The 23,767-nt window shown below is 35.8% G+C and carries 29 protein-coding genes and 1 pseudogene; 15 read left to right on the plus strand and 15 right to left on the minus strand.

The window, feature by feature from the left end; translation table 11 throughout:
- Positions 1-127 precede the first annotated feature (127 nt).
- On the plus strand, positions 128-898 hold the full coding sequence (locus M900_RS02420; protein ID WP_021273478.1) for a prepilin-type N-terminal cleavage/methylation domain-containing protein: 771 nt from the start codon (positions 128-130) through the stop codon (positions 896-898).
- Here M900_RS02420 and M900_RS02425 read toward each other — a convergent pair.
- Positions 891-1,184, minus strand: a pseudogene (locus M900_RS02425) (hypothetical protein); the annotation flags it as partial. The gene M900_RS02420 and the pseudogene M900_RS02425 sit on opposite strands and share 8 nt — an antisense overlap.
- Before the next feature lie 31 nt (positions 1,185-1,215).
- On the opposite strand from M900_RS02425, the gene M900_RS02430 reads away from it, so the two are divergent.
- Both M900_RS02430 and M900_RS02435 read left to right on the plus strand, forming a co-directional pair.
- Positions 1,216-1,548 carry a hypothetical protein gene (locus M900_RS02430; RefSeq protein ID WP_157680525.1) on the plus strand — a complete coding sequence of 111 codons (333 nt, stop codon included), beginning with the start codon at positions 1,216-1,218 and terminating at the stop codon, positions 1,546-1,548.
- Between the two features lie 94 nt (positions 1,549-1,642).
- On the plus strand, positions 1,643-1,915 hold the full coding sequence (locus M900_RS02435) for a peptidylprolyl isomerase (protein WP_021273239.1): 273 nt from the start codon (positions 1,643-1,645) through the stop codon (positions 1,913-1,915).
- Here the strand turns inward: M900_RS02435 and M900_RS02440 are convergent.
- The 4 genes from M900_RS02440 to coaBC are packed head-to-tail and all read right to left on the minus strand — an operon-like array spanning position 1,912 to position 5,721.
- Positions 1,912-2,253, minus strand: a complete 342-nt coding sequence (locus M900_RS02440) for a hypothetical protein (RefSeq protein WP_021273078.1) — start codon at positions 2,251-2,253, stop codon at positions 1,912-1,914. The two genes, M900_RS02435 and M900_RS02440, sit on opposite strands and share 4 nt — an antisense overlap.
- A 55-nt stretch (positions 2,254-2,308) precedes the next feature.
- The gene (hflX, locus tag M900_RS02445; protein ID WP_021273534.1) at positions 2,309-3,637 is read right to left on the minus strand and encodes a GTPase HflX; all 1,329 of its coding nucleotides are present in this window, start codon (positions 3,635-3,637) and stop codon (positions 2,309-2,311) included.
- On the minus strand, positions 3,630-4,490 hold the full coding sequence (gene panC, locus M900_RS02450) for a pantoate--beta-alanine ligase (protein ID WP_021273321.1): 861 nt from the start codon (positions 4,488-4,490) through the stop codon (positions 3,630-3,632). Before panC ends, hflX begins: the two co-directional genes overlap by 8 nt.
- Positions 4,483-5,721: a bifunctional phosphopantothenoylcysteine decarboxylase/phosphopantothenate--cysteine ligase CoaBC gene (coaBC, locus tag M900_RS02455; protein WP_021273097.1), complete on the minus strand. Its 1,239-nt coding sequence runs from the start codon at positions 5,719-5,721 to the stop codon at positions 4,483-4,485. Before coaBC ends, panC begins: the two co-directional genes overlap by 8 nt.
- 233 nt (positions 5,722-5,954) lie before the next feature.
- Between coaBC and M900_RS02460 the strand changes: the two genes are divergently transcribed.
- Positions 5,955-7,385, plus strand: coding sequence for a PAS domain-containing sensor histidine kinase (locus M900_RS02460; protein ID WP_021273160.1), 1,431 nt, complete (start codon positions 5,955-5,957; stop codon positions 7,383-7,385).
- A gap of 58 nt (positions 7,386-7,443) precedes the next feature.
- Entirely contained in the window at positions 7,444-7,695 is a 252-nt protein-coding gene (locus M900_RS02465; RefSeq protein ID WP_021273259.1) for a hypothetical protein, read from the plus strand.
- Here the strand turns inward: M900_RS02465 and M900_RS02470 are convergent.
- From M900_RS02470 to M900_RS02480, 3 genes are read right to left on the minus strand one after another with little or no spacing between them, the layout of a single operon-like run.
- Entirely contained in the window at positions 7,654-8,328 is a 675-nt protein-coding gene (locus M900_RS02470) for a type III pantothenate kinase (RefSeq protein WP_021273190.1), read from the minus strand. The two genes, M900_RS02465 and M900_RS02470, sit on opposite strands and share 42 nt — an antisense overlap.
- The gene (gene panB, locus M900_RS02475) at positions 8,306-9,124 is read right to left on the minus strand and encodes a 3-methyl-2-oxobutanoate hydroxymethyltransferase (protein WP_021273544.1); all 819 of its coding nucleotides are present in this window, start codon (positions 9,122-9,124) and stop codon (positions 8,306-8,308) included. The genes M900_RS02470 and panB overlap by 23 nt, the downstream gene beginning before the upstream one ends.
- Positions 9,108-10,064: an acetohydroxy acid isomeroreductase catalytic domain protein gene (locus tag M900_RS02480; RefSeq protein WP_021273485.1), complete on the minus strand. Its 957-nt coding sequence runs from the start codon at positions 10,062-10,064 to the stop codon at positions 9,108-9,110. The genes panB and M900_RS02480 overlap by 17 nt, the downstream gene beginning before the upstream one ends.
- A 37-nt stretch (positions 10,065-10,101) precedes the next feature.
- Between M900_RS02480 and M900_RS16870 the strand changes: the two genes are divergently transcribed.
- The 5 genes from M900_RS16870 to M900_RS02505 all read left to right on the plus strand — a co-directional run bounded on the left by M900_RS16870 (position 10,102) and on the right by M900_RS02505 (position 13,802).
- Positions 10,102-10,899: an aminotransferase class IV gene (locus M900_RS16870; protein WP_021273181.1), complete on the plus strand. Its 798-nt coding sequence runs from the start codon at positions 10,102-10,104 to the stop codon at positions 10,897-10,899.
- Positions 10,881-11,099, plus strand: coding sequence for a DNA gyrase inhibitor YacG (locus M900_RS02490; RefSeq protein WP_021273360.1), 219 nt, complete (start codon positions 10,881-10,883; stop codon positions 11,097-11,099). Before M900_RS16870 ends, M900_RS02490 begins: the two co-directional genes overlap by 19 nt.
- Positions 11,089-11,931: an inositol monophosphatase family protein gene (locus tag M900_RS02495; protein ID WP_021273287.1), complete on the plus strand. Its 843-nt coding sequence runs from the start codon at positions 11,089-11,091 to the stop codon at positions 11,929-11,931. Before M900_RS02490 ends, M900_RS02495 begins: the two co-directional genes overlap by 11 nt.
- 110 nt (positions 11,932-12,041) lie before the next feature.
- A complete protein-coding gene (locus M900_RS02500) occupies positions 12,042-13,031 on the plus strand; it encodes a hypothetical protein (RefSeq protein ID WP_021273218.1) in 990 nt (329 codons plus the stop codon).
- A 3-nt stretch (positions 13,032-13,034) separates the two neighbouring features.
- Positions 13,035-13,802, plus strand: coding sequence for a HEAT repeat domain-containing protein (locus M900_RS02505; protein WP_021273136.1), 768 nt, complete (start codon positions 13,035-13,037; stop codon positions 13,800-13,802).
- Between the two features lie 16 nt (positions 13,803-13,818).
- On the opposite strand, the gene M900_RS02510 is transcribed toward M900_RS02505, so the two are convergent.
- Positions 13,819-14,349: a hypothetical protein gene (locus tag M900_RS02510; protein WP_021273472.1), complete on the minus strand. Its 531-nt coding sequence runs from the start codon at positions 14,347-14,349 to the stop codon at positions 13,819-13,821.
- 104 nt (positions 14,350-14,453) lie between these two features.
- Here M900_RS02510 and M900_RS02515 point away from each other — a divergent pair, with 104 nt between their 5' ends.
- A complete protein-coding gene (locus tag M900_RS02515) occupies positions 14,454-15,434 on the plus strand; it encodes an SIS domain-containing protein (protein ID WP_021273540.1) in 981 nt (326 codons plus the stop codon).
- On the opposite strand, the gene lnt is transcribed toward M900_RS02515, so the two are convergent.
- Positions 15,394-16,947 (minus strand): apolipoprotein N-acyltransferase, encoded by a 1,554-nt coding sequence (lnt, locus tag M900_RS02520; protein WP_034730835.1) that lies wholly within the window; start codon positions 16,945-16,947, stop codon positions 15,394-15,396. The two genes, M900_RS02515 and lnt, sit on opposite strands and share 41 nt — an antisense overlap.
- Before the next feature lie 65 nt (positions 16,948-17,012).
- Between lnt and M900_RS02525 the strand changes: the two genes are divergently transcribed.
- Positions 17,013-17,657 carry a hypothetical protein gene (locus M900_RS02525; protein ID WP_021273448.1) on the plus strand — a complete coding sequence of 215 codons (645 nt, stop codon included), beginning with the start codon at positions 17,013-17,015 and terminating at the stop codon, positions 17,655-17,657.
- Here M900_RS02525 and M900_RS02530 read toward each other — a convergent pair.
- Complete coding sequence (locus M900_RS02530; protein ID WP_021273143.1) at positions 17,654-18,817, minus strand: S8 family peptidase; 1,164 nt, start codon at positions 18,815-18,817, stop codon at positions 17,654-17,656. The genes M900_RS02525 and M900_RS02530 overlap by 4 nt on opposite strands.
- A gap of 312 nt (positions 18,818-19,129) precedes the next feature.
- Here M900_RS02530 and M900_RS02535 point away from each other — a divergent pair, with 312 nt between their 5' ends.
- Positions 19,130-19,378, plus strand: a complete 249-nt coding sequence (locus M900_RS02535) for a hypothetical protein (RefSeq protein ID WP_021273408.1) — start codon at positions 19,130-19,132, stop codon at positions 19,376-19,378.
- 15 nt (positions 19,379-19,393) lie between these two features.
- Here the strand turns inward: M900_RS02535 and M900_RS02540 are convergent, their stop codons facing one another.
- Entirely contained in the window at positions 19,394-19,765 is a 372-nt protein-coding gene (locus M900_RS02540) for a TraR/DksA family transcriptional regulator (protein WP_021273317.1), read from the minus strand.
- A gap of 283 nt (positions 19,766-20,048) precedes the next feature.
- Between M900_RS02540 and M900_RS02545 the strand changes: the two genes are divergently transcribed.
- Together M900_RS02545 and M900_RS02550 are read left to right on the plus strand one after the other, a co-directional pair.
- Complete coding sequence (locus tag M900_RS02545) at positions 20,049-20,522, plus strand: flavin reductase family protein (RefSeq protein WP_021273391.1); 474 nt, start codon at positions 20,049-20,051, stop codon at positions 20,520-20,522.
- Between the two features lie 84 nt (positions 20,523-20,606).
- Entirely contained in the window at positions 20,607-21,083 is a 477-nt protein-coding gene (locus M900_RS02550; RefSeq protein WP_021273209.1) for a hypothetical protein, read from the plus strand.
- Here the strand turns inward: M900_RS02550 and M900_RS02555 are convergent.
- From M900_RS02555 to ruvX, 3 genes are read right to left on the minus strand one after another with little or no spacing between them, the layout of a single operon-like run.
- On the minus strand, positions 21,080-22,177 hold the full coding sequence (locus M900_RS02555; RefSeq protein ID WP_021273148.1) for a FliG C-terminal domain-containing protein: 1,098 nt from the start codon (positions 22,175-22,177) through the stop codon (positions 21,080-21,082). The genes M900_RS02550 and M900_RS02555 overlap by 4 nt on opposite strands.
- Positions 22,174-23,208 (minus strand): endolytic transglycosylase MltG, encoded by a 1,035-nt coding sequence (gene mltG / locus M900_RS02560; RefSeq protein ID WP_021273516.1) that lies wholly within the window; start codon positions 23,206-23,208, stop codon positions 22,174-22,176. The genes M900_RS02555 and mltG overlap by 4 nt, the downstream gene beginning before the upstream one ends.
- Positions 23,209-23,246: 38 nt before the next feature.
- On the minus strand, positions 23,247-23,708 hold the full coding sequence (gene ruvX / locus M900_RS02565; protein ID WP_021273042.1) for a Holliday junction resolvase RuvX: 462 nt from the start codon (positions 23,706-23,708) through the stop codon (positions 23,247-23,249).
- Positions 23,709-23,767 lie beyond the last annotated feature (59 nt).

Consider the following 23,767-nt stretch of genomic DNA (forward strand, 5'->3'; position numbering starts at 1 on the left):
TAAAAATTCAATTTTTATATTCGAAGGGAGGTCTTATGACCTCCCTTTGTCGTTTTAGCCAGCTGCCGGAAATATTTTCAAATGCATTTTATTTTGATCACACTTTTATTTTGAGTATAATTAACGAATGAAAAAATTAAATAATAAAGGTTTCTCTCTTGCAGAGATCGTAATTGCAATGGGGCTTATGGGTGTTGCGGCCTTGGGCTATATGAAGTTTCAGCAAAATCAAATGAAAGGTCAAAAGACTATCCAAAACAGAGCGTTTATTGATGATTTTACATATGAATTCAAGGGATATTTATCGCGTCCGGGGATTTGTAATAAGAGCTTTGAAGATACCTCCATGACTAATGGAACGACTATTGATGGAATTAAAAGACCTGATGGAGTTTACAAATATAAGGTCGGGGAAAAGCTTCCAGGATCTTCATATATGATTTCTTCTCTTGTCCTTGAGGATGTTTATATTGATAAAACTGAGACTCAAATTGAAATTTATCGAGGAGAGGGTTCATTAAAAGTGACTTTCGAAAAACTCGACAAGGCTTCTTATGGAGGAAATACTTTGACTAAGAATATTGAGCTCGATTTTACAGTAAATCGTCTTGATAAAATGCAAGAGTGTGCACCAATTGGAAAACTTGTTCTACCAACTTCAATGTTGAATAGAGAAGATAAAGATGAAACTAAGAAAGAAGACTCACTTAAAGCAGATATGAATACGGCCTTTGAAGAATCAGCAAATGAAATGATGAAAAAGACTGGGACCAAAATTGATCAAGGTGATATCAATAAGGCCATCCAAGAAAATCCTGATCTAATGAAGGCAATGGAAAGTTTGAAGAGTCTTCAAAAGACAAATGAGAATATCGAAAAGTTATTAAACTCTAATTAAGCTTTGTTGTGGGTGGACAAATACTGCACCCACTATCTTCTTCAATGTGAGAGGCGATCTCCTCATCAAGCATTGAATTCAGAGACGCTACATTTTCATCAGTTGCGCCAAGAGAGCGAATGAGAGTTTCAGGGAGAGAGGGTGCTTTAAGGATGATATCAAGACCAAACCCTTCATATTCTTCGGCCTTTTCATAAGCTTTTTCAATTTGCTCAACTGGGCACTCAAAAAGAATATTACCTGTTTCTTTATCAATAATTTTGACAGTACTAGACATCGTTTGTTCCTTATGACAAAAATACTATTATAGAACTAACATGATTGGTGAACGGATGAAAGTAAAAAAGCTATTTGTAATATCAAAGCAGGAAATGCTACGACGTACCATTGAAGGATATTGTAAAAAGCAGGGAATTGAGATTTTTCACATTGATGATGCCGATGAATCAATTCACTTTATTGCAGATCTTACGCCGGATGTTATACTTCTTTGCAGTGAAAGTTATTCAGAAGAGCAGGTTCAAGCTATTAAAAATACGCAGATTCCTGTTGTTCATCTTATTTCCGCTGATGCGAAGACAGAGGAAAAGCACCTTGTTCTACCTATCAACCCAGTCAGTTTAATTTCTGAAATCGAAGCGTTGTTTTAAATATGGATAAGGATCAAGTTTATATTATTATTGGAATTGTAGTTTCACTGACGATTGTAGTGGCTACTTATTATTTTAGACATAAGGGAATTTTATGAGCAAAGTTTCATGTAAGCATATTCTTGTTGAGCAAGAATTTGAAGCAAATGATTTAGTAAAAAAATTAGCTGAGGGGCAAACTTTTGAATCTCTAGCGCAGAGTTTTTCAAACTGTCCTTCTGGTGATCAAGGTGGAGACCTGGGGGCATTTGGTAAGGGAATGATGGTGAAACCATTTGAAGAAGCTGCATTTAAACTAAATGTAGGTGAAACTTCAGGTCCTGTAAGAACTCAATTCGGTTACCACCTAATTTATCGTTACGCTTAATCGCAAGACGAATCGACTCGATATGCGCGTCTGTCAAAATCTAGTTTCAGGCAGGCGCCTTCTTCCTTTTGAAGTCCCGTTACAATCTTAGAGTGAATATCTTCGCACTCACCAATATCAAGAACCATAAGTTGCTTAGAACCATCTTGAAACTCGAGATTTACATTATTAATGAAACCTTGGCAGTCAAGAATTACTTTATTGTACTCATGACTTTGGATCTCAAAAATAAATTCCATATCTGTTGATAAATATTCTTCCACATTAACTTTCGCAGTTTGTGCAAAAGTAGATAGGGAAGAGGCCATAAGTAGTAAAAGTCCGATTGTTTTTGTCATGCTTAACGTTTCGGACTAAAAAACTCAGACTTTAATTTTGACTAAAACACTCTGATTACAATGAGTTAAACTCAGAAATTAGAGGGTCATCAGGGCCAATTAAAAACTGGTGAAGAGCTAGTGGCTCGAAGATAAAATCAGGAGCTCTCACCCGATAGAAGATACCTCTTTCAAAGTTTGCAGTTTTTATCACGTTGGTTTTTGAAACAACTTGCGAGTGTGCAGCTCCAGCATCGTACGGAACAAAAAGGTCATAGCGATTTTGTTTTTCTAAGAAATAATTTACGATGTGCGATCTTAAATCTTTAATCTGTTCTGGATCAAAGCTCGAGATTACAAAACTTTCCGGATATGTTCTTTTGATAATCGATGCTTTTATCGGATCATTAAGTTTATCAGACTTATTAAAAACGATTAGCTTTTCTTTTCCTTCAAGACCTAGTTCATTGAGAACGTTCATTGTAACTTTTAATTGCTTTTCGTAATGTTCATCGCTGATATCACAAACAATAATTAAAAGATCTGCTTCAAGAGCTGATTCGAGAGTTGTCTTGAAACCATCAATCAAAGTGTTTGGTAGGTTAGATAAGAATCCTACCGTATCAATGAGAATCATTGGCGGTTTTGTATCTGGGTTTAGCATTCTAAAAGTTGAATCAAGTGTCGCAAAGAGTTTGTCCTCTTCTAAAACATTTACACGACAAAGACGATTCATTAGAGATGATTTTCCAGCGTTCGTATATCCAACAAGCGCAGCCGTGATTGCTTTCTTGCTTCTTCTCTTTCGCTGTTCAACACGACTTTTTTCAACTTCCTTAAGTTCTCTTTTAAAGAATTCAATTCTTTCACGAATGATACGACGGTCAAGCTCGATCTGCTGCTCTCCTTCTCCTCCACGAACCCCAATACCCCCCTTCTGACGGCCCAAGTGAGACCAGAATCCAGCAAGACGAGGAAGGATATATTGAAGACGTGCAATCTCTATTTGAATCTTCGCTTCATTTGTATGAGCGTGCTCAGAGAAAATTTCAAGAATGATGTGACAACGATCTACAACTGATAAACCAGTAAGTTTTTTAATATTTCTAATTTGGCTCGAAGTAAGTTCACAGTCAAATACTAGAAGTGAAGAACCTTCCTCTCTTGCTTGTTCTGCAATTTCTAAAATCTTTCCACTTCCAAGAATTGAAGCTGGGTCAATTGCTTTCTTATTTTGAATATACTGATCACCTGTTTCAATTCCAAGTGTTCTCATTAGTTCTCTAAGTTCACCTAAACTTCGTAGGGTTTCCTTTTCTGTTGCATGTTCTTCAAATGAAGGACAGACAATTGAAACGAGTGAAGCTTTAGCTTCGCGAGAGATATAAAATTCATTATCAAGCATATTTGATTTCCACTTTTCGATTATCAATTAACCGTGTTGAACCAACTCTAAAAGCCCCAACGAGGACAACCTCGGTTGTGTTCTCATTAACTGGTTTTAAGTTAGAGGCATCTAAAATTTCTAAGTAATCCCAATTCTTGTCAGCAATGCGACTTTCAAGAACCTCATTTATTTTGATCATTGAGTTTACCCAAGTTTCTTCTTTGAGTATAGACTCAATCTCTACTAATGTTCGTGGTAATAGTAGTGCGGTCTCACGATCTGAAGCCGAGAGGTATTGGTTGCGGCTACTTCTCGCTAGTCCATCCTGATCTCGAGATATTGGCATCATCGTAATTTTAATCGGAAGATGAAGATCGGTTGTCATCTTCTCAATAACTTTAACTTGTTGATAATCTTTTTGACCAAAGTAAGCATTCGTCGCTTTTGATAGAGAGAATAGTTGGTAAACAACTGTTGTTACTCCATCAAAGTGACCTGGTCTATTTGCACCACAAAGGATCTTCGTGAGAGCACCTACCTGAATGGTTGTATCAAAGCCTTCTGGGTAAATTTCGCTATTGTCTTTAGGTGCAAAAACAAGAATGTTTTCGCTAAATTTATCTTCGATTTTTAATACGTCTTGTTCAAGAGTTCGGGGATATTTATCAAAGTCTTCGTTTGGGCCAAATTGTTTTGGATTAACAAAGATTGTAATTATTGAGATATCATTCTCTGAGACTGAACGCTCAAGTAGGCTTAGGTGTCCTTCGTGGAGATTTCCCATGGTTGGCACAAGACCAACGGACTTTCCTTCAAAGAATTCACTCTGATATTGTTTTAGTTCTAAAACCGTTCTAATTACTTTAACCATTTTTCTCTAGTTCTCTGAATATCGCTGAAGGTAGATCAGCTTTTTGAATGATCTCATCGAGAATGATTTCACCATTTTGAAAAAATTTATATGAAGCTTCGTTATTTGCAAAACCAGAAACCTTCTTATCGTGGCAAAGACCACTGTGAACAAGAGTCCCAACAAGAAGATCAACAGGTTTGCGAGTCCATTTCTTGTTTAGCACTTCAAAAGAAAGATCTGTTTCAGCAGCGAAGCCAACAATACGAATAGCACTCTTGTTGGCCGTTTTACGCTCAACCATTTCCTTTAGAATATCTGGTGCTTGATTAAAAAATAGCGCATTTTCCAGTTTATCTTTTTTTAGTTTTTGTTCACTAGGAGAAAATTCAATATCACTAATGGCCGCACTTGAAATATAGAAGTCAGCTTTATCGAAGTACTCGAGAACCTTCTCTCTCATATCTCTTGTTGTTGTGATCCGATATGATTCAAAACCAGGAAGAAATGCGAGGTCTTCAATTTTTGAAGTGGCATTCTTTCCAGCAATAAGCACAACACGGTAACCGCGCTTCAAAGCTTCCTTTGCTAGCTGAAACCCAGTAATACCTGTTGAGCTATTTGTGACGTAGCGAACAGGATCGATTGGGGCAATCGTCGCCCCAGTGTTGATTAAGCATAGGGGAGAGTTACTATCAATACTTGGATTAATTGCTGAAATACAGTTAATTACTTTTTGAATATCTGGAGCTTTTCCAGAGCCCTCATCTCCACATGCGAGTAATCCTTCTGATGGAGGATGAATGAATATATTTTTTGCAATATAGAGTCTTTGGATAAGATCAATATTTTCTTTCGTGATCGGATGAGTCCACATAAAAGTATTCATTGCAGGATAAATCGAGACGATTGTGTCCGTTCTCTTTGCCATGAATGTTGACGTTAAAAGATCGTCACATTGGCCCATGGCAAGTTTAGAGATTGTATTTGCGCTGGCAGGAAAAATTGCCAAATGTTCGGCCCATTTTGCTAATTCAATGTGAAGTATACTGTCCGTTAGATTTTTAAAATCATCAGAATACTCATAGACTTCTTTGACTCCAAGATACTTGAATAGTTTTGCTTGCACGAATTCGCTTGCACCCTTTGTAAGCACAACCTTAACTTCATGACCTTCTTTTTGGAGGCCGCGCGCTAAATCATAAGTTTTGTAAGCAGCTATCGAGCCGCAAACACCCAGTAAAATTCTCATAAACATCCTAGATTACACGCAATATTTCAAAATAGGGCGGTTTTGTAAATATATTAAAATTTGGTATAAAATAAGATTAAGTGACTTTGATGGACATGATGTAAGAGCTGAATTTTTCTCTGAATTTCTAAATAAAAACAATAGGTTATAAAATATTCACAATTCTTTTATACTTTACTGATATAGATCATCTATTCTTTTTAGAAGAAGCCGATGATAGGGGAACACTTTTGATGAGAAATAAGGCTAATTTGATGCACAACAAACTTTCTTTTATTGGTTCTTGGGAATACGATCTTGTTTCTAAGAAACTTTCATGGTCCCCTGAAACTAAGGTGATTCATGGCGTACCATTATCATATGAACCATCTGTTGAGGAAGCTGTATCATTTTATCATCCTAGGTTTCGAGATCTTTTGATTTCTAAATTTGAAAGTCTCCTTCGCTATGAGGAAAACTATCTTATTGATTGTTGTCTTGTGACTTATGACAAAGAAGAGATTTGGGTTCAAACGACTGGCCAAGTTATTGAGTATCAAAGTGGTGTCGTCACAAAAGTTGGCGGAATCTTTGAAAATATCACAAGGGAAGAAAACGAGCGAATTAAACTTGAAAGCTATTGGCATGTCATGAACGAGACAAGCATGGTCTCTATCACTGATCGCAATGGAAACATTCTCTTTGTTAATGATAATTTTTGTAAGCTAACAGGTTATGAAGAAGAAGATATTATTGGTAGAAGTCACAGGATTTTTAATTCTGGTTATCATGACAATGAATTTTTTAAAGATTTGTGGAGTACAATATTAAGTGGACAAATTTGGAGCGGTGAAATTCTTAATAAGAATGAAGATGGCCATCTCCAGTGGATTCAGACAAAAATTTTTCCTGTTCGTGACTTCCAAGGGAATATTGTAGAGTTTATCTCTGTTCGAGAAGACGTATCTGAGCAGAAAAGACAACAAGAAGAAGTGGTTTCGGGAGAGAAACTAAAAGCGATGTCAGATGTTGGACGCCAGATTCTTCATGAAGTAATGTCTCCTTTGACTGTCTTGAATTCGCATATTGCAATAGTTGAAAAAGCAGCGACTACTAATGATATGGACAAAGTCGCAAATTCGATTGAGGTGCTAAAGACTGCCTCTGCACGTGTTATTGAAATTTTTAATGATATGAGATCTCTTATTAGAGAAGAAGATAACTTTGTTATTTTAAATATTGCAGAAGCTATTAGTAAAACTTATTTCTTTACCCACTTAAAACTGCAGGAGAGTGATATTTCATTTTCTACAGAGGTCGAATCAAGACAATTTAAAGTTCTTGGTAATCAGGGGCATCTCATTCAAGTTCTTACAAATCTTGTTACAAATGCAATACATGCAGTGAAAGATCGTCAGGATAAGTGGATAAAGGTAAAGTGTTATCAGCAAGGTAGTTGTGTTGTTCTCGATGTTATTGACAGCGGGGAGAAGATTGATCCTTCAATTGAAAATCGTATTTTTGATACTCTCTTTACGACAAAATCAAAGGAAGAGGGGACGGGACTTGGACTTTCTATCTCGAGGCGAATTATTACTCGTATGAATGGACAATTAAATTTGATTAATGATCAGGAACATACTTGTTTTAGGATCACATTACCGAGTATTAGCAAGGATTATTAAGTATATAAATTTGCCACGGTCCATTGCTAATATTCTGTTTACTGCTTAAGATTTGCCTATGAACTTAGCAAAATTCCACATTATCAGTGATCGTGATGTTCAAGCATTAGAAGAGACAACTACACCTGTTCTTTTAAATATTGATCATATCATCTCAATTAAACCTATTAATATTGTTATGGAGTCTGGAGTAACCCAAGGTTACTGGATTCGCATGAGCAATGGAAAAAAATATCGAGCGATAATGATACCTAAAGAGCTAGCATCTTTACTTGGAACTCCAAGTAGTATTGATGAAGATGTAGAATAAAGACTTAAAAAGTAAATTTTTATCGAGTTCTCCATTTATTTCGAAAAAGTGTGACGCTCCACCGGTCACCACTGTCTTAAAATCTTTTGTTAAATAAGTAATAGAATCCATAAAACATGCAAGTGAAGAAAGTATTGCTTCGTCTGTACTTTGTGGGTACTGCTTTTGAGATGGCCGATCTTTTGGCATAAGAATGGGAAGTTTCGCGCCTGCACTATAAGAATTAAGATATGTCTGTACACCTGGAAATATATAACCACCTAGATGAACTCCATCTTTTATAAAATCTACAGTTGTGAATGTACCGGCACTAATAATTGCTAAAGAGTCAGTTGGATATTGTTTTTGAAGTGAGTAACAAATTGCAAAACGATCACTGCCAATTTGATTTGAGTACCTCGATTTAAAATCAAGAGTCCCTTTTACTTTTTCAAAACTTTCTATTTTTTCTGACGTAGTGATATTTAAGTTTACTGAGCACGAAGCAAAGTAATCATTAGAGTTATTAGTTATAAACTTATCGAGGTCCTCTGGCAGTAAACTATCAATACGATTGACGATATTTCCTGCTTTATCGAAGGTTGCAACTTTTAGATTAGTATTACCTGAATCAATGATGTGATAATTGTGCATTATCGCTTTCTCTTTGATCGTTAATATATTCAGTAATCAAGTCTCTTTTAAGTTGGAATAAATCTGCAATAGGCGTGCAGAATTTAGGAGGTGTATTAGGTCCCATCTTTAGAAGGTCGTTGATTACTAACACTTGACCATCTGTTCCGCGGCCAGCCCCAATACCAATTGTTGGGATGGAAAGAGTTTTGGTGATCTTAGAAGAAATATCTTCTTGTACGCATTCAAGAACAATTGCAAAACATCCAGCTTTTTCAAGTTTAATCGCCTCGGCCATGAGCTTTTCTTGGTCTTCTTTATTTTTGCCATGAGTATAGTAGCCACCTAGCTCGTGTACAGATTGGGGAGTTAAACCGATATGGCCCATAACTGGTATCCCTGATTGAGTTAGGCGTTTGATAATTTCTAATTGGTAGTCAAAAGCTCCTTCAAGCTTTATTGATTCGCACTTTGTTTCTTTGAATAACTTTGTTGCATTCTTGATCGCTTCATCAAAAGTTGAATAACTTCCAAATGGCATATCAACAACAGTAAACTTTTCTGGTGCTCCTCTTTTAACTGCTGAGCCTAGCATTATCATTTCTTCAAGTGTTACTTCTACAGTGGTATCTTTTCCTAGAACAACGTTTCCCGCACTATCTCCAATGAGAAGTAGATCGATATCTGTTGTATTTAACATCTGTGCAGTTTGAAAATCGTAACAAGTAAGCATTTGCAAGGAAGACTTTGTTGTCGCAAACTTTGCCTTTCTAATTTTTCTTGTATCAAGAATTTTCTTTTTAGCTGTTTTTTCCAAGTTCTCTTCCTAGTGTGTTGTATATCTGTTGTAGTCTCGTATTTTCCCAATCATTTAATACAGTAGATTGAAGTGATTGAAAATCTGTATGAGTTGTTTGCCTGTAAAAATCACCAGATTTAATGTCATTGAATAATTGAGTTAACTTTCTATCCATCTCTTTATCAAAGATAAGTTCACTTGCCTTTATTCCTCCCAGAAGGGCATTTGGAGATATCATTGAGAAGAAAGCTTGGGGGCCAATCTTGATCATTGCATTTGCAATAAGCTTAACCTCATGCCAGCATTCGATATATGCGATTTCCTCAGAGATGCCATTTTGCACAAGCTTTTCAAATGACTTTCTTGCTCCAAAAGGGATAAGAGAGCAAAGGATACTTTGCTCTGAAAATAAATCAGCTTCCGCTTCTTCTTTAAATGAGGAATGGATGGGACCAATATTAACTCCAAGTCCTTTGCACAACTTTTCAAATGCTTCTTGAGTTTCTTCTTTAAAATGAGTGACCAAAGTTTCATCTACGACTGCCGTTAATGGAGCTTTTGTTTCAAAGTTAAACCTTACTTCACTGGCAATTGCTTTTGGTGCGAGAAGTAGAAAATTAAGATGAGGATAGAGTTCATCAAGCTTTTCATAATAAACACTAAAGCCATGTGCAAAGATCAGTGATTGAGCTGTGGATAACTTGTTAGAAATATTTTTTAAAATAGTGTTGTGACTATTATCTGGTGTTAAGAAGCAGAGGAACTGAAAATGGTCAAGTCGATCTATGTCTAGGTCTATAACGTTAAAACCTGCTTCTCGCGCGAGCTGTGTACTTTGGCTATTAGCTCTTAGGCCGATGTTAACAGCATAGCCTGAGTCCCTAAAGTTCAACGCCCATGCCTTTGCCTGAGCACCGTAACCTATGATAAGAATAGAGTTATCTAAGAATTTAGTCATAGTGTTTTTTAGCACGTATGGGAAATTGGTGTAAAGAGTGAGAGTAGAAGTTATTAGTGAGCTAAGTGCTTGTAATTATAAATTAAATGAGAACTCAGGCTATCTTTATGGGCAAAGTGTTTTCACTTCGTCAAATTTAGTCGACGGGGAGCTTCCATTTATGGAGGAGCACCTTGAAAGACTTCAAAAAGGTGTCGCATATCTCTTTAATGAAAAGAGGCCCGATTTTAGCCCTGTGAGAGAGAATTTGAAGCTAATTTCTAGCAACGGCGAGACAACCGCGGCTAATTATATCAGGATCACAATCTCTAAGATGAATGATGAATTTCTCTGTTTAATTTACCTTGGAAATAAGCTACTGGTCACCCGTGAGGTATCATTAAAAACTCATCGTTCCTTATTTAATAATGGTATGCCCCCATATGTAAAACTTGGAAATTACGCATTTCAGTTTAGAGCAAAAATTATTGCTGAAGCTGAGGGCTATGATGATGTCCTCATGGTGCATGATAGGACAGGAAATATTCTAGATACTTCGACATCTAATATTTTCTTCACGAAAGGAAAAAGTATTTTCTTCGCTCCATTACAATTTGGGGTATTTGATGGTATTTTAAGAAGAAATTTAATTGAATTCTGTCGTGATGAAAAAGACATCAAACTCGTGGAGTATGATATTAATGTCAGCTCTATTGCAGATTTTGATGGTGCTTTTATCACGAATAGTTTTAGTGGAATTAGAGTAGTTAAACGTATTGATGACATTGAGTTGAATGAAAGTCCGCTTGCCGAAAAGTTTAAGAAGAATGGTTTTTTATGGAAAAGAAAAAATTAAATATTCCGTGTGCAAAATGTAAGACGACATTTGAATATTATTCAAGTGAATTTCGTCCATTTTGTAGCGAAAAATGTCAAATGCAAGATCTCGGTATGTGGTTAAATGAAAGCTACACTGTTCCAAGTGAAGAAGCTTTAACAGAGTCTGATCTTGAGCACGTATTACGCGAAAAAGAAAAAGAATTTTATGAGCACTAAGATTGATTATCTGCTTCTTGAAAAAAATATTGATACGATTGCTAAAAAAGCAGGTCGTCGAATTCTAAAATTTAGAAAGAAGCTTGATGAAGTAGGTGTTGTAAGTAAGGATGCGCACGGAATCGTTTCTGCTGCTGATATAGACTCTGAAAAGTTTATTGTTCAAGAATTAAAAAAGCTCTATCCTGAAATTCCTTTTCTTGCGGAAGAACAATTTTATGAGGAATACCAAGGCAAGAAAGAGTTTTATAAAAAATACGAAAATCTTCCATATCTTTGGGTAATCGATCCTCTCGATGGAACGAATAACTTTCTTCATGGACTTGATTATTTTGCAGTTTGTATCTCTTTATTAAAAAATGGGGTACCTGTTGCAGGAGTTGTTCACGCACCACTTCGCAATGAGACATTTCTTGCTTCCAAAGGAAATGGAACAAAATATACAAGTAAAAATGTGACGAAAACTGTTTATCAAAAAACTGGACGAAAAGAGTTGGGTTCCTGTCTACTTTCTACTGGATTTATTCGCTCTGGAAAAAAGAATTTTGAAAAACATATTAAACAATTTACTCAATTACTTTCTGAAGTTCGAGCGGTAAGAAGAATGGGCTCTGCAGCCCTTGATCTCTGTTATACTTCAATAAATCTCTATGACGGTTTTTGGGAAGTTGGTCTTGCTCCTTGGGATATGGCCGCTCCAGCCATTATTTGTCGTGAATCAGGTGTGAAAGTGACAAAAATTGATGGATCGAAACACTCGGTTTTCGTGGCCGATGTACTTTCGGCAAGAAATCCAATTCACAAGATTCTCGTTAAAAAACTAAGCGTGTAGACGATATTTCCAATGATTTAAAAACTTGCACAAAATGGCAGGTATCTCTATAATTTTATTAACATTATGTTAAAATTAAAGTGAAATTGTTTTTTCCAAGGATGGATAGAGTGAGTCAGACAGCAACAAGATTTATCAGAGAAATGATGCATATTAGTGATAATGTATTTTATATTTCTCTTTCGATACTACTGTTGATCCTATGTTTTATAATCATTTACTGGTTTTATACAAGAAAGAAGATGCAAGAATTAAAGCATCAAATACCTGCTACAGTTTTGAAGAACTATCTTGATTCAGTAATTCAAAATTCAAATGCATTAAAGTCATCTCTCTTTAGAGGGGGAGGATTAGAAGCAGGTGAAGGTATTCCTTCTGTTGTTCCTGCTGGAAGTCTTCCGACTGGAAATGTTGGTGTGAGTTCAGAAGAGTTAGCTCAGAAGAATGCTGAGATCGCGGCTCTCAACGGACAAATTGGTAATAAGAATGCACAGATTAAAGAACTTGAAAGATTACTTGCTGAAGGTGGTAGTTCGAATGATGGTGCAGAAGAAATTGCAAAACTTACAGGCGAAGTTGCTTCACTTAAAGCACAACTAGAAGCAGCAAGAAATGATCTTGCTGATGCGGGAAGTTCTGATGGTGGTGACTCTGAAACTGTTGCAGCACTTGAAGCAGAAAAAGTTGAACTTCAAAATAGACTTAAAGAATACGAGATCATTGAAGAAGATCTTGCAAACCTCAGACGTCTTCAACAGGAAAATGAACAGCTCAAAGAAACAATCAATCAGCTTCAAGCCGGTGGTGCAGCCCCTGCTCCTGCTGCTGAGCCTGAGCCAGCTCCTGAGCCAGTTCCTGAGCCAGCTCCTGAGCCAGTTGCTGAAGCAGCACCTGCTCCGGCAGAAGACTTAACTGATGCTCCAGTTGCTGATGAAGAGGAAGATCTTGAAGCTGCAATGGCTGCAGCAATTACTGAGTCTCAAGCACCTGCTGAAGAACCAGTATCTGCATCAGATGAAGATATGATGGTTCCTTCAAATGAAGGTGAGCAAAAGTCAGCAGAAGAGTTATTAAGCGAATTTGAAAAAATGCTAGGATAATTTATGAAAAACTTACGAATTACCATTTTAACTACTTTATTGATTAGTACTTCTGTAAGTGCAAGTGTGAGTACTTCACAAATTAAGAAAGTTGAAGCCTCTCCAATAGAGCAGAAATTTAGAAAAAATTTAAATAAAAAAGAAATGATGGTTCTTCGTGATGAAGTTCTTAATATGAAAGGGAAGTCTGTCTCATCACTTATTAAAGTTATGAAAGATAAAACTTTTCCTGATAAGAATCGATGGATGGCAACTTTTTTACTAGGCCAAGTAATGGGAAAAAAATCTGCTCCATTTATATCAAAATTCTCAACGCACCCTGATTGGATTATGAGAATGGCTTCTCTTAAGACGCTGGCAGCGCTTAAGCAAGTTCAATATAAAGATATCTACAAAAAACTTTTAAGTGATAGTTCAATGCTTGTAAGATACCAGGCTCTTGAGACTGTAAAAACTTTAGCATTAACAGATCTTGCTCCAAATGTGTGGGCAATGCTTTATGATAAGAAGAATTATCATGTCAGCGATAAGACAAAAGGTTCTAAAAGAACTCATATAATTAAAAATGTTATTACGACAGTAGGTGAGCTAAAGTTTGAGAAAGCAAAAGAGCCTTTGTTATCGATGATGCAAAAAGAAAAGTACAAAGATATTCATGTTGAAATAGATGAAGCACTTCAGAAGCTCTACAATAAAAAGTCTCCACAAGGTTCTTTAAAATTGAAAAAGAACTACTGGAAGAAAATTAAAATATCGAATACGCTAATTTAATTATTGAAAAGAGGAACTAAAAGTTTTTAGCTTCCTCTTTTGCTTTCTTATCTTCGATACTCTTAATCATCTGTTCTCTAAGTAAGATTCTATTGATTCTATAAATAATTGTATTCTCTAAGATTCCATCAGAACGAACAACCTTCCATCCTTGAAGGAAATCCTTTTCAATCATTTGGCGCTTAAATACCGAAACCTTTGATACTTCTTGCGATCCTCTAAATCCTTTAACGACATTGATGACAAGTTTGAAACGTGCTGACTTAACCATATCCTGAGAACCAAACGCCTCATTGAAATTTAATTGAATTGTGTTGTCGATCCAGCGAGTTTTTACAATACCGGCTTCTTGATTCTTAAGGGCAAGATCGTACTTTTGCATGATTTCAAGTACTGCTTGCCACGTTTGATTAAAATTAAATTTAAAAACTTGAGATGGGATTTCTGTTTCTTCCGCAAGATTTTGAAACTGTTCGTAAGAGCTACAACCACTAAAAAGACTCAATGATAAAATTAGCAGTAGTGTTCTTTTGAGATTTTTAATCATTTTTGTTTCACTTTATTTAGTTATAAAATGGTCATATGACCAAGAATTTAATATTATTATCTTATTAGTATAGTATAAAAAATAATTCAGTCAAAGAGGACGAAATGAATGCATTAGAACAAATGAAAAGAGTTTTAGAGCTAGAAGCAAACTCTATTACTAGAGTCATGAATCTCTTGGATGAAGTGAATTGTAATCTACTTGTTGATTTATATAAAAAAATTAGAGCAACCAATAATCAAATCGTTTTTTGTGGAGTAGGAAAGTCGGGTTTAATTGCTCAAAAACTTTCTTCAACTTTTGCTTCGTTAGGTCTGAGATCAATCTTCTTGCATCCTACAGAAGCTCTTCACGGAGATCTTGGAAGAATTGGAAGTGATGATGCTATTGCTTTTCTTTCAAAGTCTGGAAATACAGAAGAGATTTTAAAACTTCTCCCTTTTATAAGTAATTCAAAAGACAATCTTATTGCGATGGTAGGTAATACAAAAAATGAAATCGCACAAAAATGTGGGATCGTTCTTGATTGTTCAGTTGAAAAGGAAGCTTGCTTAAATAACCTTGCCCCAACAACGAGCTCAACTGTAGCACTAGCTATGGGAGATGCAATGGCCGTTCTTTATGAAAGTGTTGTTAATCTTTCAAAAGAAGGTTTTGCAAAAAATCATCCAGGAGGACTTCTTGGCAAGTCACTTGTGATGAAAGTCAGAGACCTTATGTGGGATAAGGCGCAATGTCCTACACTTGATGGAGACAAAACATTAAGGGACGCAATTTTTGAGATGACAAAGAATCCAGCTGGGGCTTGCGCTATTTTAAATGCAAAAGGTGAACTAGAGGGGCTGCTGGTTGAAGGTGATATTAGAAGAAACCTAGCTAAGAGTGATCAGGCTATCAACTTTAAATTAAAAGATATTATGACAAAGAGTCCTGTTGTAACGACTGCAGATAGTCTTGCCTACAGTGCTCTTGAAGTGATGGAGACTAAGGAGCGACAAATATATGTGCTCCCAGTTCTTGATAATGGAATTTTTGTTGGTTTTCTTAGAATGCACGATCTTTTAAAAGAGGGATTTTCGAAGTAATTCCAATAAGTCCAAATATAAAAATCATGAGCCCAGTATAATTTAAAAAACCATATTTTAAATATAACGAGGGCTCATACTTCACACTATTAAATTTAAAATCTAATGTAGTCTGTTCAAAATTCTTAGTTCTTGCAATCTCTTGTCCATTTGCATTCATTCCAAGTGAGATACCAGTGTTTGTTGCTCGTACAAGTGGTAGCCCAAATTCATAGCTTCTCCATTTAGCAAGGAAGAGATGTTGCTCTTGTTCAGCATAAGGACCATACCAAGAATCATTAGTGAGATTCATCATAAAAGAAACCTCATCATCGACAGAGTTTAAATAACTTCTTAAGTATTCAGGAAAAAGAATTTCATAGCATATTAGACTAATAAACTTTGAACTCCTTAAAGTGAAGACAGTCGAGTTTTGTCCCTTTGCAAAAAAGGAAATATTTCTAACATAAGGAGCGATATGACGATTAAGAGAGCCAAATGGAAGACCTTCTCCAAAAGGGATTAGGACTCTCTTGTGATAGACCTTATCCATTGTTGAATCTGCATTAAACTGTATGGCAGTATTATACTGTTGCTCGTATGAGTCCATTCTTTGATGAGCAAGGTCGTAAGTACCAATAAATAATTTAGCACCACTTCTTTCAATCGTATCCTGAAGTTCCCAAGGTGCCTTAGGAGAGTGAGTCGTCGAAAGAACACGTGGATAAGCCGTCTCTGGCCAAATTACGAGATCAGTGTCACTTGGAAGATCTTTTAGAGACATCGCCTTATATGTATTTACTACTTGAGAAGCTGCTAGTTGCAATCCTTGCTCTGATTTTAATTTAAGATCATTTCCTATATTTGCTTGCACAATTCTGAGGTTTAATTCTTCATTTGTTTTTGATTCTATCTTTCCTGCAAGAAAGTTGATTGTCAGTAGAACCAATGAAAGGACCAGATAAAGATTACTTTTTCTTATCTTTTGCTTCTTTAAGATAATTCCAACTGCTATCAGCATTGTTAGAGCAGAGTAGAAAGGCACTCCAAAAATTCCTGCAAGGTTAAGATATGGGGTTAGTACTTGCCATGGGTGTCCCAGGTGGGCGGGAAACTGCTGAGGAATGTAGTATTCGAGAGTCGTGTAAACGAAGACTAAAATTGCAGGATAAATGATTGTTGTTGAAAATCTCTTCTGTACATAGTGTGAGATGCAAGTAAATAGAAGAATATGTGGAGCAATGATTAGAGTGAACAATTGCCACATGAGTATATTAAAAGGAGGGTAGAGTCCACCAAACTCGAAAAGAGTAAAGTTTAGCCAGTAATACCCTACACAGTTATAGCCCCATATATAAATCAAAGTATTGAAGAGTTTCTTTTTTAAAGTCAGCCCTGAATTAAAAAACTGAGAAAGAAAAATTGCACTGGAAATAATTATTCCTGGCATAAAATATGATGTTTCAAAAAATGGAAAGGCGAGAGCGTAAAGAGCACCACCAATGAAGAAGATAATTTCGTTTTTATATTTCATCTTCATATCATACTAAGCTCAATTTAAATTTGCCAGAAGCTACTGAGCTTTATTACAATAAATATATGGATATCGAATTTTTAAATGACGTAAAAAATAATTCTCATCTCTTTCATCAAGGTGAGGGAGAGGTTTGCCCGAAATGTGATTCATTTGCTTATGATAGTGGTGTTTGTGATACATGTCACTATGATGGAAATAAATCAGTTCTAGGTGAACCGCTAGGGGAGAAGTCATTTTATACGATGAAGGAGAACTTCTTTCTTTCTCTTTCTCGATTAGAAAGAGAACATCCAAAATTATTCCTTGAAGATAATAGATTCAAGCAATATATCAATAAAATCAAACTGAGATATAACGATCTTCTTGATTACTTTTATAGTGATAAGAGCATTGCTGATAATAATCGAGCACTGTACTTACAGGAGCTTCGAGATACGATTCTTGAATTGATGGATTTTGGGGTTGAGGAAAGTGAGCTGTGGCATCCGCTTAATCGTCGTAATGTCGAAAATCACTCTCTATTTTCAAGAATCAAAGATGTTATCACTGAATATAACCTAGAGAAAGCTTCTGTTAAAAAGCTCTCTCTAAGTTATAAATTCGGGGGGATTATTTCAATTGGTACTATTTTGTTAACTTTGATGATGGTGACAGTTTTGATGTGCCTGTCTTACACATTTTTAACTTATTCAAAGTTTTATAATTAACGGTTAAGTCTATAGATGATTTTTCCCGTTGTTTTAGAGTTTGCTACATCTCTTGATTTCTCATTCTTTGCAACTTTTGAATCATTTCCGTGGTTAAGTAATTTTGCTGCTAGCTCTTGAGCTTTAGCTGCATCAACTCTTCCTTCTGATTTACACTTATTAACAAAGCTAAATTCTTTCTTTGCTGATTCTGTAATTACTTTCTTCATTTGAGCAGCTGTAATTTCTGGGAATTGAGCTTTTAAAAGAGCTGCTACTCCAGAAACAAATGCTGTCGCTTGACTTGTTCCAGTTAAGAAACCTGCTTTTCCAAAGTTAAGTGCAGACTTAATTCTGTAACCTGGTGCTGCTACGTCTACGCTGTTCTTTCCGTAGTTAGAAGAGCTTAGAATTTGTAGACTTTGATTATAAGCAGTTACTGTAATAATGTTGCTAAGTTTATAGCTTGCTGGAAAGTAAGCGTTCTTTTCTTGGTCAATATTTGACTCTTCATTACCAGCAGCAGCTACAACTAGAATTCCTTTTGCTTCAGCTTTCTTAAGGATTTCAAGTTCTGCATAATCTGGCTCTGGACCTCCACCTGAGTAGTTAATAATATCGACACCACTATCAACTGCGTATCTAAGTGCAGCGATTGTAGAATCTAGATTATCTTTACCTGATGCTGTTTTATCATAATACTTTAATGGTAGAATTTTTACTTTTGGGAATACACTTTTAATAATCCCTGAAACGTGAGTTCCATGTCCGTGAGTATCAATTGGTTGAAGCTTATTTTTAGTACTTTTAGAAAAGTCCATTCCGTAATTTGTAGAAGATGCCGTACCATTCTTTGTATAAAGATTATCTTTTAAGAATGGGTGAGTTGGATCAATTCCTGTATCAATAACGGCCACAACGATTTCTTTCTTACCTTCAAACTTCTTCCAAGCATCTACAATATTAATAGATGATGATTGGTTCTCTGGTTGAACACCCCAGCTCACATAACGTGACTTTAAGATGCTTTCAGAATCAAATGATTCTTTTTGAAATTCTGGCTTAGTAATCTTTTGCTTAAGATCATTTAAAGAGATCGAAGGAGTTTCAGCAAACGTGAGCGAAGTAACAGCTAAAAGTGATGCAGCAAGGATAAATGGACGTGTTAAAAATTGCTTCAAAATATTCTCCTACTTAATACTATTTTTAATTGCTCACTTCTGACAATTAATTTGTCATGTATTACAAAGCAATACTGATGCCAGATAGGTGAGTAATATAATCAGGAACTTGAGTCTCTAGTGTCTACTTGATGTGTTCAATTTTTTCATGGGTGTCAAAATACTAATCACTTTTCTTGGGGGCGGTGTCTATTTGACGGTCACTTTAGCACTGACACCACTTAAATAGATGAATTCTTGTACAAAATTTTGGCCCAGGCTTTGCTCATAGATTGGTAGGCAGGATGCCTAGATGAGTTCAAGGAGAGAAGCATGAAATTAGTAAGTGTATTTCTATTAGGGTTATTAGTAACAGTTCTAGCTATGTTTAATGAACAGACTCAGAACGGGGAGGTAACAGGAATTGGATTTAATACAAGCAAGCGTAATTTGGCTTCGACAAAGGCATTATATGCTACAAATCTGGATAAAGAGGTTTCGAAGTTAGTCGCCTTTAAGGCAGCAGATCACTTTAAATATCGAGGTGAAATTTTTCAACCAATAAAAAAGGCCAGTTATTAACTGGCCTTTCTTTTATTAACTAACTCGCTTGAAACGATGGTCAGATCTTTCTCTTTCTTCAGCGTGAGCAATACAATATTCGGCCCATGGCTGATTCTCTAGTCTTTTATGAGCAATTGGCTCATCACAATCCTCACAGTGTCCGTAACTTCCTTCGTTGATTCTTTGAAGTGCGAATTCTATGTGTCTTAACTTATTTAATTCTCTATCTCTCATGTTAAATGAGATTTCTTGTTCAATTACATTTTGAGCGATATCTGCTTCATCCGGAAGATCATCTGAAGAAATATGTAAATCGTCTCTTTTAGAAAGAATACCGCTATTTAATATTTCAGACTTCATTTGAAGAAGCTTTGCTTTGAAGTACTCTAATTTTTCCTTATCCATTTATCTTCCTCCTTGAGAAGCTTATTTCTAAACAATGCTAGGCACAATAATTTTATAATCTAAATAAGTATTATAAAATTGGGGCAATGATTGCCTTAGCTCCTCAAACAAATTAGATTGTTTTTGTGCTAAAACAATATAGGCCTTATTCGGAAGATGAGCTTAAAAAATTAAGATATCTGTGTTTTTATAGCTGTTTGGAGATTTTTGCCGAAATGAACACGTGTAGATTAAACTTAAAAATAGCCAACAATATTAGTCAAAATTAGATAAGGAGTTGAAAATGAGTAGAGATATTGCAAAAGCAGTGGGGCATATCCCGTCTGGTCTATTTGTTGTTACGACAAATAATAATGGTCAAAAAGACGGCTACCTTGCAAGTTGGGTACAGCAAGTTTCTTTTTCTCCACTAATGGTAGCTGTAGCCATTAAGGAAGATCGTGTTTGCTACGGTCCAATTAAGGAAGGCCAGACTTTCACAATCAATATCGTCGGAAAGCATGACATGAACTACTTGAAGTACTTTTGGAGTGGTTATGGACCTGAAGATAATCCATTTTCTGAAATCGCGCATCGAGATGGAGATCATGGGGGAGTTATTCTTGAGGGAGCAAAATCGGCCATTGAGTGTAAGATGGTTTCGATGCAAAAGCCTGGAGATCACACCATCGTATTTGCGGAGGTAATCGCAAGTTATGTTAATGATGAAGCAGCCGAGGTCAAGACTCATATTAGGAAATCAGGACTCGATTATTAAATAGATTTTGTAAATTTTTCAAAAGCTATATCCAACCATTACAATCCTTCGATATGAGAGAAGAATCATATTTGGGGGGTTGTAATGAGTAGGATTAAGTTTATTCTTGTCGCATTTTTTGTCGCGATTTCTGCATTTGGTGCTGTTAATAAGTATCATGCAATGAATGTTTTCAAAGGTGATTATAAATTTAAAAATCCACAAACAGGCAATGATGTACTCTTCTCAATCACAAATAAGGGAGAGATCACTTTATTAGAGAATGATGATTTCTATAACGCAAAGGTTGAAGTACAATCGCTTGGAAATAATCTTGGACCAGATGGTTTAAGTGTGATGACTGTCATGCTTGCTGGTGGAAGTGATGAGCAGACAATGACAACTTTTATTAGGTTATACCCTGTTCAAATAGATGATAAGGACTCTGTTAAGGTCGCGATGATAGATGCAATTCAAGTGGAAAATGATGGTCCAAACGGTGTAACATTTTTAACAAGAGAAAAAATTAAACTTTATAAGAAATTGAAAAATTCAGATAAATACTTCGCTGTCGGTAACTAGACCATTTTTAAGTAGGAGCGGGGATCTAAAATGATTTCCCCACTTCTTTCCTTTTCACTAATAAATTTACATATAGCATCTTGGGCCTTGTTAATTGCCGAAGCAGGTTTTTGCTCATCAAGCTTTTCTAAGAATTCATCTCGGATACTGTCTGTGACTTCACTAAATAGATCAAAGATTAACTCTTTTGATGACATTCTCATGGCACAAGCTAGGAGATCATGATTCACTTCGAGTAAGAAGGCACGTTTCATTTCAATTGTGAGGTAGCGAAGGCGATCAATGTCCTCGGAGCGTTCCCTAATATTGAGGGCTAATTGCTTATTAGACTGGGCAATAGTTGAAATTGCTCTTTTAAATTCATCAGGGTTTAGCCCATTGAATTTAGTTGTATCAAGTCCTTTTATCTTCTCTTGTTTCGATTTAACTATTTTACTAATAGAGCGGTATGAAATCGAATCCATTGGCGAAGTGAACTCAACACCTATTTGAATAAGTTCGCTATTCGCTTCGCGAGAAAGTTTAAATGGAGTAAGGTAAATGACCCTTGCTTCTAATACTTCTTCAAGGTTTTGATCAGTAAGACTTACAATTAAGATTTTATTATTCTTACTAATCTTATTCCTATCCTTCTGGTTAACAACAAAACTTAAACCTGTTGTCGAAATATCAGTAAGAATATGATTATGAATGATTTCAGAGTCATCAGTGTGAAATGAGATATTCTTGAAATCTTGGTATTTATAGTAGAAACGTTTTGAAACTCTAAGATCTCTAAATTTTACTTCAGTTGGAGTTTTAAAACTGATGATATTCCCGGTTTCAATCGTGAAGATATCTTTTTTAAAAAGCATATCTCTTTTTGGATAGTGAAAGAAAATAGGGTTTTGCACATGGATTCTTCCATAAGCATTTTTATATTTTTCATCGAGTTGGATTTTACAATTTTGACTTGATACTTCTGTGAAGTAGCCAGAGAATTTTTCGCGATAGTCATCAAGAGTCTGCCACATTTCGACAGTCTCAAGTTGTTCCTTCATGCGATTAAACTCAGCCTCTATGTAGTCAGGAGAGTAACAAGACCAAAGGTTCATTGTTTAAGATCTCTCCAACTTTTTCCAGCTCTGTTCTTTCTATTGATCTGCCAAGTTTTAACAGCTTCATTGTGATCTTTATAGCTTTTAGAAAAGATATGAGTACCATCATTCTTACTTACAAAGTATAGAAACTGATGTTGCTCTGGCTCAAGCACAGCTTTAATCGATTCTATTCCAGGATTTGAAATTGGACCAATTGGAAGGGCAGGTATCTTATATGTATTATAAGGAGTTTTCTCAAGAAGATCTTTTTTTCTAAGGTTACCATTGTAGTTTTCATAGATTCCGTAAATCGTTGTCGGATCTGATTGAAGTCTCATTCTCTTTGCTAGTCTATTATGAAATACACCAGCGATACGAGGTCTTTCAAACTTTGCACCTGTTTCTTTTTCTACGATGGAAGCAAGAGTGATGACTTCAAATTTAGAGAGATTTGTTTTTGAAAAATCAAGATCAGCTGTCTTTGCTTGGAACACATTATACATTGACTCGATAACAAACTTTGGAGTTGAATTCGGAGTGAAGTTATATGTATCGGGATAAAGATAACCTTCAATTCTTTGAGCATTTAATCCCAGACTTTTTACAAAGTTTTCGTTTTTAGCAAGTCGAATAAATTCATCAGCAGAGGCAATGATTTTTGCTTCCTCGAGAATCTTAGCGACCTCAAAGAGGTTCTTTCCTTCTGGAATCGTAACCTTTGTTGTTATTGAGCGACCACTAGTTAAAAGTTCAAGTACTCCTGACATTGTAAGACCTTGTTCAACTTCGTAAACTCCAGCTTTGAATGAAGTGAGCTTTTGACTGAACTTAGAGTAACGGTGAAAAAGTCTTGCACTATAAATCATCTTATTGTCAGCAAGGCGGAAATTGATTGGGCCAAATGAATCACCTGGCTTAATTTCAAAAGTTGTTGTTGGGCCTTTAAACTCCCAGACGTAAATTCCGTAATAAATATGGATTACTGAAAGAATTAAAGCGAAGGCCGGGGCCAGAAATAAAAATATAAAAAGATTTTTCTTACTCATTAAAATAGTCTAGCTATTAATGAAGAGAAATCAAGCCCTTAAATTTTCCTAATAAAATCCTCAAGAATTATTATTGCACTAACTTCATCTATTTTTTTAGGGTCTACTGTGAAGTTATACTCTGCAGAGTTTAACATTCTTTCTTTAGCAGTGACTGTTGTCAGCGTTTCATCTTGCTCAATAACGAGGACGTCTTGAAATTTTTCTCTTACTGCATCACAAATAGATTTTAATTCACGCGTCTTATCTGTTTCAGTACCATCAGTAAGGTAAGCAATGCCAAAGATAATGACTTCAACGAAATCATCTTCAATAATTTGAGCGATCTCTTTAAAGAAGTGCTCAAGTCCTGAATTTATAATTCTACCACGGGATATTGGATAGGGCTCACGACCTGGTGTAAAGGTAGCAAGGCCTATGACTTTTTCACCAAAATCAATTGATAAAATAGTTTTGTTTTTGAAGAGTTCGTAATTTGGGTAGTGCTTAAAATCTTGCATGCAATCTATTTAAATTAGGTTGTGCTATACGTCAATGATTGATATTGTGTTGACTAATG

It is taken from the genome of Bacteriovorax sp. Seq25_V, assembly GCF_000447795.1.
In the GTDB taxonomy this organism is placed as follows: domain Bacteria; phylum Bdellovibrionota; class Bacteriovoracia; order Bacteriovoracales; family Bacteriovoracaceae; genus Halobacteriovorax_A.